The sequence below is a fragment of the Aquamicrobium terrae genome, assembly GCF_052978165.1.
The window spans coordinates 711,328-725,837 of record NZ_JBRKLZ010000001.1 but is presented as its reverse complement, the minus strand read 5'-3'; the positions used below and the strand labels follow the sequence as shown (position 1 = coordinate 725,837).

Annotated in this window: 16 protein-coding genes and 1 other RNA gene; 13 read left to right on the top strand and 4 right to left on the bottom strand. The window is 64.7% G+C overall.

The genetic code is table 11. The features are described from left to right. Positions 1–3 precede the first annotated feature (3 nt). Together ACVCNR_RS03735 and tsaA are read right to left on the bottom strand one after the other, a co-directional pair. Positions 4–318, bottom strand: coding sequence for a DUF2293 domain-containing protein (locus ACVCNR_RS03735; RefSeq protein WP_447073861.1), 315 nt, complete (start codon positions 316–318; stop codon positions 4–6). Continuing rightward, a complete protein-coding gene (gene tsaA / locus ACVCNR_RS03730; RefSeq protein WP_354191985.1) occupies positions 315–821 on the bottom strand; it encodes a tRNA (N6-threonylcarbamoyladenosine(37)-N6)-methyltransferase TrmO in 507 nt (168 codons plus the stop codon). Before tsaA ends, ACVCNR_RS03735 begins: the two co-directional genes overlap by 4 nt. A 117-nt stretch (positions 822–938) precedes the next feature. Between tsaA and ACVCNR_RS03725 the strand changes: the two genes are divergently transcribed. The 3 genes from ACVCNR_RS03725 to ACVCNR_RS03715 all read left to right on the top strand — a co-directional run bounded on the left by ACVCNR_RS03725 (position 939) and on the right by ACVCNR_RS03715 (position 3,244). After that, positions 939–1,952: an ArsR/SmtB family transcription factor gene (locus ACVCNR_RS03725; RefSeq protein WP_447073860.1), complete on the top strand. Its 1,014-nt coding sequence runs from the start codon at positions 939–941 to the stop codon at positions 1,950–1,952. Continuing rightward, the gene (gene metF / locus ACVCNR_RS03720; protein WP_447073859.1) at positions 1,952–2,875 is read left to right on the top strand and encodes a methylenetetrahydrofolate reductase [NAD(P)H]; all 924 of its coding nucleotides are present in this window, start codon (positions 1,952–1,954) and stop codon (positions 2,873–2,875) included. The genes ACVCNR_RS03725 and metF overlap by 1 nt, the downstream gene beginning before the upstream one ends. 138 nt (positions 2,876–3,013) lie before the next feature. Further along, complete coding sequence (locus ACVCNR_RS03715) at positions 3,014–3,244, top strand: hypothetical protein (protein ID WP_447073858.1); 231 nt, start codon at positions 3,014–3,016, stop codon at positions 3,242–3,244. A gap of 111 nt (positions 3,245–3,355) precedes the next feature. Here the strand turns inward: ACVCNR_RS03715 and ACVCNR_RS03710 are convergent, their stop codons facing one another. Together ACVCNR_RS03710 and ACVCNR_RS03705 are read right to left on the bottom strand one after the other, a co-directional pair. Beyond that, positions 3,356–4,531 (bottom strand): lytic murein transglycosylase, encoded by a 1,176-nt coding sequence (locus ACVCNR_RS03710; protein WP_447073857.1) that lies wholly within the window; start codon positions 4,529–4,531, stop codon positions 3,356–3,358. A 229-nt stretch (positions 4,532–4,760) separates the two neighbouring features. Then, the gene (locus tag ACVCNR_RS03705) at positions 4,761–5,567 is read right to left on the bottom strand and encodes a glycoside hydrolase family 25 protein (protein ID WP_354191990.1); all 807 of its coding nucleotides are present in this window, start codon (positions 5,565–5,567) and stop codon (positions 4,761–4,763) included. Between the two features lie 178 nt (positions 5,568–5,745). On the opposite strand from ACVCNR_RS03705, the gene ACVCNR_RS03700 reads away from it, so the two are divergent. The 10 genes from ACVCNR_RS03700 (at position 5,746) to ACVCNR_RS03655 (ending at position 14,497) form a co-directional block, all read left to right on the top strand. Continuing rightward, positions 5,746–7,131, top strand: a complete 1,386-nt coding sequence (locus ACVCNR_RS03700) for a serine hydrolase domain-containing protein (RefSeq protein WP_447073856.1) — start codon at positions 5,746–5,748, stop codon at positions 7,129–7,131. 254 nt (positions 7,132–7,385) lie between these two features. Further along, positions 7,386–7,634 carry a hypothetical protein gene (locus tag ACVCNR_RS03695; RefSeq protein ID WP_354191993.1) on the top strand — a complete coding sequence of 83 codons (249 nt, stop codon included), beginning with the start codon at positions 7,386–7,388 and terminating at the stop codon, positions 7,632–7,634. A gap of 123 nt (positions 7,635–7,757) precedes the next feature. Further along, positions 7,758–8,477, top strand: coding sequence for a TerB family tellurite resistance protein (locus tag ACVCNR_RS03690; RefSeq protein ID WP_354191994.1), 720 nt, complete (start codon positions 7,758–7,760; stop codon positions 8,475–8,477). Beyond that, positions 8,474–9,238, top strand: coding sequence for an N-acetylmuramoyl-L-alanine amidase (locus tag ACVCNR_RS03685; protein ID WP_447073855.1), 765 nt, complete (start codon positions 8,474–8,476; stop codon positions 9,236–9,238). Before ACVCNR_RS03690 ends, ACVCNR_RS03685 begins: the two co-directional genes overlap by 4 nt. Before the next feature lie 252 nt (positions 9,239–9,490). Then, positions 9,491–10,132 carry a lytic transglycosylase domain-containing protein gene (locus tag ACVCNR_RS03680; protein WP_447073854.1) on the top strand — a complete coding sequence of 214 codons (642 nt, stop codon included), beginning with the start codon at positions 9,491–9,493 and terminating at the stop codon, positions 10,130–10,132. A 57-nt stretch (positions 10,133–10,189) separates the two neighbouring features. Next, positions 10,190–10,589: RNase P RNA component class A (gene rnpB, locus ACVCNR_RS03675), an RNA gene on the top strand. A 390-nt stretch (positions 10,590–10,979) separates the two neighbouring features. Continuing rightward, complete coding sequence (gene mraZ / locus ACVCNR_RS03670) at positions 10,980–11,432, top strand: division/cell wall cluster transcriptional repressor MraZ (protein ID WP_447073853.1); 453 nt, start codon at positions 10,980–10,982, stop codon at positions 11,430–11,432. After that, the gene (rsmH, locus tag ACVCNR_RS03665) at positions 11,432–12,421 is read left to right on the top strand and encodes a 16S rRNA (cytosine(1402)-N(4))-methyltransferase RsmH (RefSeq protein WP_447073852.1); all 990 of its coding nucleotides are present in this window, start codon (positions 11,432–11,434) and stop codon (positions 12,419–12,421) included. The genes mraZ and rsmH overlap by 1 nt, the downstream gene beginning before the upstream one ends. A 4-nt stretch (positions 12,422–12,425) precedes the next feature. Next, complete coding sequence (ftsL, locus tag ACVCNR_RS03660; RefSeq protein ID WP_354191999.1) at positions 12,426–12,788, top strand: cell division protein FtsL; 363 nt, start codon at positions 12,426–12,428, stop codon at positions 12,786–12,788. Further along, positions 12,785–14,497: a peptidoglycan D,D-transpeptidase FtsI family protein gene (locus ACVCNR_RS03655; RefSeq protein WP_447073851.1), complete on the top strand. Its 1,713-nt coding sequence runs from the start codon at positions 12,785–12,787 to the stop codon at positions 14,495–14,497. Before ftsL ends, ACVCNR_RS03655 begins: the two co-directional genes overlap by 4 nt. The last annotated feature ends 13 nt before the right edge of the window (positions 14,498–14,510 follow it).

Sequence of the window (14,510 nt, the reverse complement as noted above, 5' to 3'; positions counted from 1 at the left end):
AATTCAAACCTCGTCGTCGTCCGGGTCGAGCAGCCGCGTGGCGCGCCACTTCGTCAGCCATGAATTGATTTCGTCGACGACGAAGAAGCGGGCCGAATCGCGGTCGTAGCCTTCGGCCAGAAGCTTCTCGTAGTCGGTGTGGGCATGGCGGATATGGGCGACCGTCGCCAGCCATACGGCGATCGAAGCGGGCAGGGCCTTGAGATGCGGAGCGCCCGCTTCCGCGCGGATCTTCTCGATATCGGCATAGGGCGCCGTCGGCAGCAGCGCGGTCAGCGCCTTGGCGATGGTTTTTTGCCGCCCGGTGGCGCGATTCATGCAGGGTCCCTGCTGGGGATTGCCGCTTCGGCGATGGCATCGACGGAGGGGAAATAGGGCTTGATATCGAGCACCGGCGTGCCGTCCAACGCGTCGATGGCGTCGAGTTCCACCGTGCCTGTCCCGGCATCGATATGGACGATCCTGGCCGTATGCAGTCCGATGGGGTTCGGCCGCGCCGGCGAGCGCAGCGCGAAAACACCTTTGGCATCAGGCGCATGGCGCGGTTTCTGGACAATCAGATTCCGCGGCGCATGGTGCAGCCAGGTCAGGATATGGACGTGGCTGTAGCCTTCGAGCCCGGCAAGGCCTTCCCGATAGGCGGGGTCCAGCACAAGAGTCGCCGTCGCATTGCGCTCGCGCGCCTGGCGCATGTTCTTCGGGCAGTCCGCGCGCTCCGTCCACGGGGAGGCAATGCGGCCGATGAAGACGACATGGCCGTCTGGCTCCATCCGCGCGGGATCGTCAGCCAGGGTCCGTTCGTCCGTGCGTGGCTCGAACATGGCTAGCGCCTCCCGCCCATCCACAGGGCAGAGCAAATCACCCATTGCGCTTTTGCCGAAAATGACATAAACATATCTTTATATCTTTCTTGAGTGGCTTTCCGGATGGGCAAGGACATGAACGTCGCGCTCGATACGATGGTAGATACATTGAAGGCGGCTGCCGAATCCAGCCGGCTGCGCATCCTCGTGCTGCTGGCGCAGGGCGACCTCACCGTCTCCGACCTTACCGAAATCCTCAGCCAGTCGCAGCCGCGCGTCTCGCGCCATCTCAAGCTGCTCATGGAAGCGGGACTGATCGGCCGCTACCAGGAGGGCTCGTGGGCGTTCTTCCGCCTTTCCGACCAGGATATGGCGCGCGCCTTCGTGCTACGGCTGATCGCCGGCATCGATACCGCCGATCCGCAGGTCGAGCGCGACATGGAGCGGCTCGCCACGGTGAAGCGCCGGCGGCAGGAGAGGGCGACGGAGTATTTTTCGCAGAACGCCGCGAGCTGGGATGAGATCCGCTCCCTGCATGTGCCCGACAGGGCCGTGGAGGCGGCGCTGCTGGAGCTGGTCGGGAAGCGACCGTTCCAGTCCATGCTCGACCTCGGCACCGGCACCGGGCGGCTGCTCGAGATTCTCGCCCCGCTCTACCGGCGCGGCGTCGGCATCGACATGTCGCGCGAGATGCTGGCCGTGGCGCGCGCCAATCTGGACCACGCCGGCATCACCAATGCGCAGGTGCGGCAGGGCGATATCTTCGCGCCGCCGGTCGAGCGCGATGCCTATGACCTCGTCACCATCCACCAGGTGCTGCACTATCTCGACGATCCCGCCCGCGCCATCGCCGAGGCGGCGCGGCTGCTGCGTCCGTCCGGCCGGCTGATCATCGTCGATTTCGCGCCGCACACGCTGGAATTCCTGCGTGAGGAGCACGCCCACCAGCGGCTCGGCTTCTCGGACAAGCAGATCGAGGAATGGTTCGCTGAAGCGGGGCTCGACCTTGAAAGCAGCCAGGAGTTCGAGCCGCGCGGCAACAACGGCGCCAAGCTCACCGTCAAGCTGTGGCTCGGCCGCGATCGGCGCCTGCTGATCGCCGATCCCGCACAAACCCTACATGCAGCCCAGATCGGGGAAGTTGCCTGATGAGTCAGTTCCGTTTCTCGCGTCGCCCCGATCTCGGCGACAGCATCCGCGTTTCCTTCGAATTCTTCCCGCCGAAGACGGACGAGATGGAAACGCGCCTGTGGGAGACCGTCACCCGCCTGAAGCCGCTGCACCCGGATTTCGTGTCGGTGACCTATGGCGCCGGCGGCTCGACGCGCGAGCGCACGGCGCGCACCGTCGCCCGCATCCTGCATCAGACGCATCTTGCGCCCGCCGCGCACCTGACCTGCATCGACGCGTCGCGCGACGAGGTCGATGCGGTGATCCGCCAGTTCGCGGAACTCGGCGTGAAGCGCTTCGTGGCGTTGCGCGGCGACCCGGCCTCCGGCGTCGGCACCGGCTACCAGCCGCATCCGCAAGGCTATGCCAACGGCGCGGAAATGGTGGCGGCGCTGCGCCGCCAGGGCGATTTCGACATTTCCGTTTCCGCCTATCCGGAAAAGCATCCCGAGAGCCCGGATTTCGCCACCGACATCGACATGCTCAAGCGCAAGGTCGACAATGGCGCCACGCGGGCGATCACCCAGTTCTTCTTCGACAACGACATCTATGAGCGGTATGTCGAGCGGGTACGCCGGGCGGGCATCTATATCCCCATCGTGCCGGGCATATTGCCGGTGCACAACATCGTGCAGGTCGCCAATTTCTCGGCGCGGGCCGGCGCGCACGTGCCGGCGTGGCTGCGCGAGCGCTTCGACGGGCTGGAGGCCGACCCGCAGACCCACGCGCTCGTCGCCGCCGCCGTGGCCGCCGAGCAGGTGCAGGACCTGATCGAGCGCGGGGTGGGGGATTTCCACTTCTACACCATGAACCGGGCCGACCTCGCCTATGCCGTGTGCCATATGATCGGCATCCGCCCGCGCCCGAACGAGGGTACCAGTGCGAAGTCCGCCGCGGCCTGAAAGGTCGTTTCGAACCTTTGATAAGGCAGAATCAAGAAAGGCCGGGGGTGGAGCCCGGCCTTTCGCTTGATCCATGTTTTCAGGTACTGGGTCTTTTTAACTGGCCTACCGGCTTATGCGGGTCAAGGAAGAACGCCTATGATCAGAGCGCCGACGAAAGCGAAAGCGGCGCAAACTATCAATGCGTTTAGCGGCCTTGTAAGTCCCATGGATAGCCTCCTTCTGAAAAGCTATTCATGGAATCTAGAAATATTCGGCCAACAGACAAGCGAAAATTTTGCTGCATTGCGGCGGATTTGTGGATCGTTTTCCGTACGTGCGTTGAAATTGCTGGCGAAAATGCCCTTAAGCTTTGTGCATAAATTGTGACAGGGTGCGGTTGGAATCCGTAAATCCGGCATTTCGCCGCCCGGTTGCCCGCTACCGCTTTCGGCGGATGCGGCCTGGGGCGGCAACCCGGATTCGGTCCCGGCGGCCGGCCTACAGCTTCATCAGAAGGTCGGGGGTCGGCCATCCGTCGACGGCGAAGCCGAGGCGCATCTGCTCCTGGCGCACCGCATCGCGGGTGTTGGTGCCGAGGATGCCGTCCACGGTTCCGACATCGTGGCCCCTGGCCTCCAGCTTGCGCTGCAATTCCTTCATCTGCTCCATGCTGAGGCCCGGCTCCGGCGAACGCGGATCGTAGGGCGGCGCACCGTCGAGGCGCGTGGCAAGCACGGCCGCCGTCAGCGCGTAGGTGAAGGACTGGTTCCACTTCAGGTAGACTTCGAAATTATCATAGGTGAAGAAGGCGGGACCCTTGCGGCCCATGGGCAGGGCGAGGCCGGCGGTCAGGCCGTTGTCCTCCAGCGGGCTGCCGTCGCGATAGGTCACGCCCCATTCGTTCCAGCGCGAAATGGGCAGCTTGTTGGTGCGGCTGGTCTCTTCCCAGGGCAGGTCGTCGGGGAGGCGAACCTCCTCGATCCACGGCTGGCCGGGGACCCAGCCGCGCGACTGGATCTTCTTGGCCGTCGTCATGATGGCGTCGGGGGCGCTGTTGCGCAGGTCGACGATGCCGTCATTGTCGCCATCGACACCGTTGTTGAGATAATCCGCCGGAAGGATCTGGGTCTGGCCGATCTCGCCGGCCCAGGCGCCCTTGACGTCGGCGGGCAGCACGCCCCGGTCAATCAGGGTCAGCAGCGGCACCAGATGCGGGCGGAACAGTTGCGGGCGGCGGCAATCATGGGCCAGCGTCACCAGCGCGTTGAGCGTCGGGAAATCGCCCTGCACGGCGCCGAAATCGGTTTCCAGCGCCCAGAAGGCGGTGATGACCGGCGCCGGCGCGCCGTATTCCTGCTCGGCCCGGTCGAAGACGGAGGCGTATTTGCGCATGTTGGCCGCGCCGTGCTTGAGGCGGTAGTCCGAGATCATGCGGCCGGAGAACTCGACGAAGGTCTGCGAGAACACGCCTTGCGAGCGGTCGCGGGCCAGAACGCGGGTGTCGATGTCGGCCCCCTGCAGCGCCCCCAGGCCGGCTTCGCCGACGCCGGCGGCGCGGGCTTCTTCGGCCACGCCCTGCTTCCAAGCCTCGAAATCGATGCCGCATTCCTGGGCGGCGGCAACTCCGGAAAATGCCGTCAGCAGCGTGGCGATGGCAAGAATAGGCGGTCGCATGGGTGTCCTTCCGGCTCGACGGTTTGGGGCAGTGCCTCTTTGGAGCATTTCCGCATTTCTCCGAATCGCAGAAACGCTCCAATCCTTTAATTTTGACGCAATTCCGAACGCAAAACCGCTTCGCACTTTTGCTGGAATTGCTCTCAAGGCGTGCTCTATGGCCGCCGCTTATGTCGAAAAGCGGGCATGGGCCATGGCCGGAACCATGAATGCGATTGGCTTTACGCTGTCAACGGGTGTTCTGCCGCAGCCATTTCTGCCAGGCGGCCTGGGTGCCGTTGAAGACGTTGATGTCGGCATTGCCCCTGATGCCTGGCACGATGCCGGTGCCCGTATATTGCCAGAAGGTGAAGGGGTGCGAGCCATAGCGCATGGAAGGGTGGCCGGCGACCGAACGCAGCCAGTAGGGATAGCCGTGGAAGGTCGAAAGCTTGTTGTCGTCGAAGAAGTCGATCGAGGTGTAGATGATAGGCTTCTTGCCGTAGTGCTTCTCGACGATGGACAGGAAGATGGACATTTCGCGGCGGACCGTTTCATGCGGCGGGCGCAGCCTGCAGGTCGGCGAATGCGGGTTCCACTCCATGTCGAGCACCGGCGGCAGCGCGGCGGGGTCCTTCGGCACATTGGCGATGAACCAGCGCGCCTGCTCGGCCGCCGGCCGGCAGAAATAGTAGAAATGATAGGCGCCGCGCGGCACGCCGGCCGCCTTGGCGTCGCGCCAGTGCTGCTTGAAATAGTCGTCCAGCCGGTCGCCGCCCTCCGTCGCCTTGATGAAGGCAAAGGAGATGCCGGCCGCCTTGGCCTGATTCCAGTCGACCGAGGTCTGGTATTTGGAGACGTCGGTTCCGTGCACGGCATAGTGCCAAGGTGCTGCGCCCTGCCAGTCGTGGGGGTCGCTGTCTCCGAAGCGGGGCGCCTTGCCGGCGGTGCCGGCCGGCGTCGATGCGGAGGGCGCGCCTGTCGGAGCCATGTCCTCCAGCGTGGCGGAACAGGCGCCGAGCAGAGCCAGTGCAAGAAGCGGTGCAAGTCGGCGCATCGTGTTCCCCAAACCCGTTGATGGCTGCGGTGGATGCCCGAGCCGCTTCGGAGCGCTTCCGTTTTCTGGAATTGCCCTGTCCCGGTGATTGCCGAACATGGTTGATATTCGGTTGATGGCCACCGGCAGAACCGCAAATATGAGGGGAAATGCGCGGCGAATCGAGGGGCGGGAAGCGATGCGGCTGATCTTCAGACTGTTGCGGACGCTGGTGCTGCTCCTTCTCGTCGCCATTGTCGGGCTGTTCGCGTGGCTTTATGCGGCGCCGCCGGAACTGATCCGCGTCGGTTCCGGCTATGCCGCCAAGATCGTCTGCTCCAATGTCTTCCTTGCCGGCCGCGACCCGCAACAGGTGCTGGAAGTGGATGTGCAGGCGCCGGGCCACCCGCTGCTGAAGCTGATGCGGGTTTCGGTGGACCGGGACGAAAAGGTCGTGCGCGCCGGGCTGCTCGGCTTTCTGGGCGAGAGCGTGGCTGTGGCGCGCGGCGGGCTCGGCTGCGCCAATGTGCCGGACGGCGACCTGGCGCGGGCCAGTGCTGCGCAATTGCCGGATATGCCGATGCCGTCGCCGCCGCCGGATGCGGCGTGGCCCGAGGGTGAACGGGTCGAGCCGGCCACGGCGGAGGTTGCCGCCGTTCTGGCCGACGACAACCTTGCGGGCGAGGGCCTGCGGGCCATCGTGGTGGTGCGTGACGGGCGCATCGCCGGCGAACGCTATGGCGAGGGTTTCTCAGCGGATACGCCCCTGCTCGGCTGGTCCATGTCCAAGACGGTGAATGCCGCGATCATCGGCACGCTGCTGCGCGACGGCAGGATGTCGCTAGAGAAGGGCCGCCTGCTTCCAGGCTGGGAGGCGGACGGGCGCGCGGCGATCACTCTTGCCGACCTGATGGCCATGTCGAGCGGCCTCGAGTTCAACGAGGATTATGGCGATGTCACCGATGTGACCCGCATGCTCTATCTGGAACCGGATATGGCGGGCTTCGCCGGCGCCAAGCCGCTGGCGGCGCCGGTGGGCGAGGTGTTTTCCTATTCGAGCGGAACCGCCGTGCTGCTTTCGCGGCTGTGGCAGGAGGCTCTGGGCGATGCCGGCGAGGCGCTGCAATGGCCGCGCCGGGCGCTGTTTTCGCCGCTCGGCATGGACAGCGCGGTGATCGAGGCAGATGAGAGCGGCACTTTCGTCGGTTCCTCCTACATTTATGCCACCGCCCGCGACTGGGCACGCCTTGGCCAGTTCCTGTTGCAGGGCGGCGTGTGGAGCGGCGAGCAGATATTGCCGCCGGGCTTCGTGTCCTGGATGCGCGAGCCGGCGCCGGCCTCGGATGGCGTCTATGGCCGGGGCCAGGTCTGGCTGGAGGTGCCGGGCGGCAATGGCAGCCGGATGGGCGTGCCGGCAGATACGTTCTGGCTGAAGGGCCATGACGGGCAGACGGTTGCCGTTATCCCTTCACAACGCATGGTGGTGGTGCGCATGGGGCTGACGCCGAAGAAGCTCGGCTACGGGCCGGAGCTTCTGGTGTCGGCCTTGGTGGCGGCGCTCAACCCGCCGGGCGGGCAAGAATAGAAGATCATTGCCGATAATAATGCAAAAGCAAAGGCTTGCGCCGTACTGCACAGATTTGGAGTCTGGAAGCTCATGCGATGATTCAAGGCAACTTCGAGGCGGATGAAATACGTTCCGTCGAATAGGCCGGAGTGGCCGCCGCAAGAAGCTGTTACAGGCCGAAACGCAACGTTATGAAACAGATAGCGTCTTTCGGCATTACATTTGCAACCGTCCATGAGGCGGGGGTGTGAATGTTTGTAAGGAGACATAAAATGAAGAAGCTCGTTCTTGCATCGGTTTCCGCTCTGGCACTGTTCGGCATCGCCGCGTGCAGCGACAGCGGTTCCGACGCCACTACGACGCAGAGCACCACGCCGCCGGCGGGCGAGCAGCCGATGACTCCCGATTCCACGGCTCCCGCCACGCCTCCGGCCACGGATGGCTCGACCACGCAGAGCATCACGCCGGCGCCGAGCGACGGCGGCTCGCAGCCCGATGCAACGCCTCAGCCTGCGGAATAAGCTCTGCTGCCATCCTCCCGAAGGGGCCGGCCTTGCCGGCCCTTTTTCATGCCGGCCTTTTTCGCGCCGGCTTTTTTTGTGGGAGTGATTCCCCTTTTCGATTCGATGCTCTAAACAGCCCCCATGTCCATCTGGAACCGCATTGGCGATTTCATCCAGCGTCTTTCCTCCTCTACGGCGGCCGGAGTGGCCGACATGGTGGAGGCGGTGCGCACCCTGTTTGCAGGCGACCCCGAACTGCGCCGGAAAGTGGCGTTTTCAGTCGCCATGATCGCGCTTTCCGCCAAGATGGCCAAGGCCGACGGCGTCGTCACGCAGGACGAGGTGCGGGCCTTCCAGGCGATTTTCGAGGTGCCGCCGCAGGAGGCGCACAATGTCGCCCGCCTCTATGACCTCGCCAAGCGCGATACGGCCGGTTTCGAAGCCTATGCGCGGCAGATGGCGGGGCTCTGCGGCAATGGCGGCCCTAATTGCATGATGCTGGAGGACATACTCGACGGGTTGTTCTACATCGCAACCGCCGACGGCGTCCTGCATGAACGCGAGGAAGGCTTCCTGCATCGGGTGGCCGAGATCTTCAGCATCGCGGAAGACCACTACCAGACGATACTTGCGCGCCATGTCCAGCTTGGCGTCGCCGATCCCTATGTCGTGCTCGGCATCGAACGCGGCCGGCCGCTGGCCGAAGTGAAGAAGCACTATCGCCGGCTGGTGGCGGAAAACCATCCTGACAAGCTGATGGGGCGCGGGCTGCCGCAGGAATTCATCGCCATCGCCACCACGCGGCTGGCGGCCATCAATGCCGCCTACGAGATCATCGAGCGGAGCCTGCAGGCGGCATGAGCGGCTTCGCCCCCGACCATCCAGGAGCGGAAGTCAGGGTTTCGCCCAATTTCGGGCCGAGGCGCGACGGGCAGCGCCCGGACATGATCATCCTGCACTACACCGGCATGGCGAGCGGCCATGCGGCCGAGGAGCGGCTGTGCGATCCCGAAAGCGAGGTCTCGTCGCACTACCTGGTGCATGAGGACGGGCGCATCGTGCAGATGGTGCGCGAGAGCGATCGCGCCTGGCATGCCGGCAAGAGCTCGTGGCGGGGCGTGAACGACATAAACTCCTGTTCGGTCGGCATCGAGATCGTCAATCCGGGCCATGAACTGGGCTATGCCCCTTTTCCGGAACGGCAGATCGAGGCCGTCATCGCGCTGTGCCGGGGCATCGTCGCGCGGCATCGGGTGCCGCCGGTGCAGGTGCTTGCCCATTCCGACGTCGCCCCGGGGCGCAAGGTCGACCCGGGCGAGAAGTTTCCCTGGCAGAGCCTGTTCGAGGCGGGTGTCGGCCATCTGGTCGAGCCGTCGCCGATCTCTTCGGGGCCGTGCCTTGGCGAGGGCGACAGCGGGCCGGACGTGGAAAAACTGCAGTCCATGCTGGCGCTCTACGGCTATGGAGTGGAGATCACCGGCGCCTACGATGCGCAGACGCGCATCGTCGTCGAGGCGTTCCAGCGCCATTTTCGGCCCCGCCTGGTGGATGGGATCGCCGACGGTTCCACATTTCGTACCCTCGAGCGACTTCTGGCTTCCGTCGCGCAAGATCTTGAATAAGCAGCACTATCGTTTTCGTTGTAATATAATTTAATTCAAATTGAACGGCGCTGCCATTTTTGGCCCGGCATCTCACTCCAGAGGAATGCCCGAGCCGGCCGGACATGCCCCAAGTAACTCCCGGTCGCGTCGAAGCCCCCGGCGCGCACTTTTCCTTGCGCGCCTGATACAGAACAGGACCAAATGAAGAAGTTGACCGTTTTTACGGCAGCTGTTGCTGCCGCTATGCTCACTGTTGCCTCAGGCTCTGCCATGGCAGACCGTTTCGACCCGCAACTCGGCGGGCGCGGCCTCGTCGTGAAGAAGGCGGCCGAAACCGAAAAGGCCGAGGCAAAGCCCGAGCAGGCAGTTGCGAAGAAGGCGGCACCCACGAAAAAGGCGGCATCCAGGAAGGTGGTTTCCAAAAAGGCGGTTTCCAAGAAGCCTGCGGTTTCCAAGAAGGCAGCGAAGTCGACGAAGGTCGTGAAGCGGTCTTCGCGCACGGCCAGCGTGGCAGTCGAAACCACCGGCACCACCTATTCCAAGATCATCGACCACTATGCCGTGGCCTATGGCGTTCCGGTTTCGCTCGCCCATGCCGTGGTCAAGGTGGAAAGCAATTATCGTCCGAACGTGGTCGGCAGTGCCGGCGAGATCGGCCTCATGCAGATCAAGCCGTCCACGGCCCGCATGATGGGCTACAGCGGTTCCGCGAAGGGCCTTTTCAACCCCGATACCAATATAAAGTACGGCATGAAGTACCTGGCGAAGGCTCACAATCTGGGCGGCGGCACGACCTGCGGCACGATTCTCAAATACAATGCCGGCCATGCCGCCAAACGGATGAACCCGGTTTCTTCCGCCTATTGCAGCAAGGTGAAGGTGCATATCGCCTCGCTCGCCCCTTCAAGCTGAGGGTGGCGGCAGCTTTTCTGTTGCCTTTTGGCTGCGGAATACCTTTATACGCATCTGCCAGCCGGCCGGGCGGCCGCACCCCATGATGCCGAAAGGCTGCGGGTGAGGAAAGTCCGGGCTCCATGGAAACACGGTGCCGGCTAACAGCCGGCGGGGGTAACCCTAGGGAAAGTGCCACAGAAAGCAAACCGCCGCGCATTTTGTGCGGCAAGGGTGAAAGGGTGGGGTAAGAGCCCACCGCGCGACCGGTAACGGAAGCGGCACGGTAAACCCCACCGGGAGCAAGACCGAATAGGGGCGGCGCGAGGGGCGACCCTCGGGGGCTGTTTCCAGCCCGCCGTCCGGGTAGGTTGCGTGAGGCGTCCGGCAACGGGCGCCCAAGATGAATGGCCGCCACGTTTCCGCGCCGCAAGGCGCGGAGGCCATACAGAACCCGGCTTACAGGCCGGCTGGCACCTTGTCTCCTTACCTGCGCATTGTGCATCGCTCCGGCCTTCGCGGCCGGGGCGCGCATGCGGGCGCGGCGGGAAAATCTAAACACTTCGTTAGGCTTAATGGAAGATAAAGGAGGATACCGCAGGTGTCCGCCGAGGTGGGGCCGGGCGGTGTGATCGTGCAAGTTGTTCCCGTTGACGCCCATAAACCCCCATGTTATCCCATTTGCAGTTTCAAGCTTTCGTTTCGTGTCAGGGTGAAGCGTATGCCGGATGGGCGGCCGCGGCGGCCGTTCGTGCGATGGCGCGCGCCTGCGCGACGGATGGCTGGAACGTGGACGAGGGACCGCACCGCGGCGGCGCGGGTGCGACGATGGAAAGGGGTGCGGCGGCAAAAGCGGCTGTAGCGCGTCATGGACCGTTTTCTGTCAAGCTCTGTGAACCGGATCGACGCCAAGGGACGGGTGTCGGTGCCGGCCCATTTCCGCGCCGTGGTGCTCAAGCGGGGCTATGCGGAACTCTATGCGCTGAGGTGCCTGGATCAGCCGGCCATGGATGTCGGCGGGCTCGACCTGCTCGACCGCTACGAGCAGCGCATCGCGCAGGAAGACCCTTTCCGGCAGGCGGCGGACGACATGTCCTTCTTCTGCCATGGCGACGGCGCCTTCCTGAAGCTGGATCAGGACGGGCGCATCACGGTGACGGACTTCATTCGCGAGCATACGGGTATCGGCCAGGAGGTGGCTTTCGTTGGGCGAGGCCGGTTCTTCCAGATCTGGGAGCCGGAGCGGCTGGCTGCGCATGGCGCGAAGGTGCGCGAGCGGCTTCTGAAACTCAGGCAGGCGGCAAGCGGAGGGCAGGCGTGATGACGACCGGTTCCGACGCCGAAGCGCCGCACCTTCCGGTCCTGCTCGACGAAGTCATCGCGGCGCTTGCGCCGAAGCCGGGCGAGGTGATCATCGACGGCACGTTCGGGGCCGGCGGCTACACGCGCGCCATCCTCGCCACCGGCGCATCCGTCGTCGCCATCGATCGCGATCCCGACGCCATCGCCGCGGGCAGGGCGCTGGAAGCCGGGCATGAGGGCCGGCTGCGGCTGGTGCAGGCGCCGTTCTCCTCGCTCGACGAACATGTGGAGCAGGTCGACGGCGTGGTGCTCGACATCGGCGTTTCGTCCATGCAACTCGATCAGGCCGAGCGCGGCTTTTCCTTCCGCGCCGACGGGCCGCTCGACATGCGCATGGCGCAGGCGGGGCCGACTGCCGCCGATATCGTCAACACCTACAAGGCTTCGGACCTCACCCGCATCTTCGGGCTGCTGGGCGAGGAGCGCCATGCCGGGCGCATCGCCCGCATGATCGAGGCGCGGCGGGAGAAGCGACCCTTCACCCGCACGCTGGAACTGGCCGACGCCATCGAGACGCTGGTCGGGCGCTCGCCCAAGGACAAGATCCATCCCGCCACGCGCGTGTTCCAGGCGCTGCGCATCTATGTCAACGACGAACTGGGCGAGCTGTCGCGCGCGCTGGTCGCGGCCGAAAGGGCGCTGAAGCCCGGCGGGCGGCTGGTGGTGGTGACCTTCCATTCGCTGGAGGACCGCATCGTCAAGCGCTTCCTTGCCGACCGCGACGAGACGGTCGCCGGCTCGCGCCATCTGCCGCAGGTCGTGGTGAAGGTGGCGACCTTCATGCGCAAGGGCGGCGGCATCGCGCCCGGCGAGGCGGAAGTCGAGCGCAATCCGCGCGCCCGCTCGGCAAGGCTGCGGGCGGCGGTGCGCACAGACGCATCGCCACGCGGCGACGATCCTTCGGTTTTCGGGCTTCCAAAGCTTCCCGCCATTTCGGGAGAGAGGTGAGATCATGTTCCGCACCAGCGATATCGTCCTGATAGGCGTCATGGTGGCCGCGGCAGCCATGACCTACACGATCAAGCGCGATGCCGGCGAGCAGCTTGCCACGGTGCGCAAGATTCAGGCGCAGATCCGCACCGAGGAAGAAACCATCGACTTGCTGAAGGCTGACTGGAGCCTGCTTACCCAGCCGGGGCGGCTGCAAAGGCTGGTCGAGCGCTATCAGGACCAGCTCGGGCTGGAACCGGCCACGCCGCATCAGTTCGCCCGCGTGGACAGCCTGCCGCAGCGGCCGCTGACCATCGAGGACATCACCGCCGCCGATGCCGCAGGCAAGCTTATCGATCCAACCCAGACCGGAGCCGTCGAATGATCGGCATGCTCAATCCCTTCCGGCGCACGCGCCAGCCGGCCGACGACACCTCCATCGTGATGGATTCGGCCCGCAAGTCGACCGGCGGGCGCACGCGCAACCGCGTGGTCATGACCATGGCGGTGTTCTTCGGCATCTATGCCATCATCGGCGGACGCCTCGTCTATCTCGGCTTCCAGGACCCGATGCCCTCCGGTGCGCCCGCAAGCCGGGTGACGGCGGCGCGCCCCGATATCGTCGATCGCAACGGCGAGGTGCTGGCGACCGACATCAAGACGTCTTCGCTATTCGCCGAGCCGCGCCACATCGTCGATGCCGACGAGGCGATCGAGAAGCTGTCCACGGTGCTGCCGGAGATCGACTACGAGCAGACCTACAACAAGCTGAAAAGCGGCGCCGGCTTCGTCTGGCTCCAGCGCCAGCTCACGCCGCGCCAGCAGAGCGAGATCATGCAGCTCGGCATTCCCGGCGTCGGTTTCCGCACAGAGACGCGGCGTTTCTACCCGGCCGGCCCGACCACCGCCTATATCGTCGGTCTCACCAATATCGACAACCAGGGCATTTCCGGCCTCGAGAAGTACATAGACGGGCAGGGGCTGGCCGACCTGCAGCAGAGCGGCCTTGCGCTGCCGAAGGACCTGGCCCCGGTGCGCCTGTCGATCGACCTGCGCGTGCAGCACATCGTGCATGACGAGATCACCGCCGCCATGGATCGCTACAAGGCGATCGCCGCCGGCGCCGTGGTGCTGAACGCCAAGACCGGCGAGGTCGTCGCCATGGCCTCGGTGCCGGATTTCGACCCCAACAATCCGATCCATGCGCAGGACAAGGACCGCCTCAACCGCATGTCGGCGGGCCTCTACGAGATGGGCTCGACGGTGAAGAGCTTCACCACCGCCATGGCGCTGGATTCCGGCAAGGCAACCCTGAACTCGACCTTCGACGCGACGCGGCCCATCACCATCGGCCGCCAGACCATCCGCGACTTCCACGGCAAGGGCCGGGTGCTGACGCTGCCGGAGGTGTTCATCTACTCCTCCAACATCGGCTCTGCCCGCGAGGCCGATATCGTCGGCATCGAGGGACACCGCGAATTCCTGCACCGCCTCGGAATCCTGGAGCGGATGCAGACCGAGCTGCCGGAAGTGGCGCGGCCGGTCGAGCCGAAGGTTTGGAAGAAGGTTCATTCGATAACCGCTTCTTTCGGCCATGGTTTTACCACCACGCCCTTGCAGACGGCGGTAGGCGCAGCGGCGCTGATGAACGGCGGCTACCTGATGAACCCGACCTTCCTGATGCGTAGCGCCGAGGAGGCGATGGCGAACGCCAAGCGCGTCATCAACGAGAAGACCAGCGCCGACATGCGCTATCTCTATCGCCTCAACGCCGAAAAGGGCTCCGGCAAGCGCGCCGAGGTGCCCGGCTACCGCGTCGGCGGCAAGACCGGCACGGCCGAGAAGGTGGTTAACGGACGCTATGTCAGCGGCAAGCGCTTCAACGCCTTCCTCGCCGCGTTCCCGATGGACGACCCGCAATATATCGTGCTGTCGGTCATCGACGAGCCGCAATCGGAGAAGCCGGGCATGGGCGCGACCGCCGGCCTCAACGCCGCTCCGATCGTCGCCAACATCATCCGCCGCTCGGCCGCGATGCTTGGCGTAGAGCCGGATTTCGGCCATGAAAATACGGCAACGCTTGCGTCCTATTAAGTGATTCTGCGGC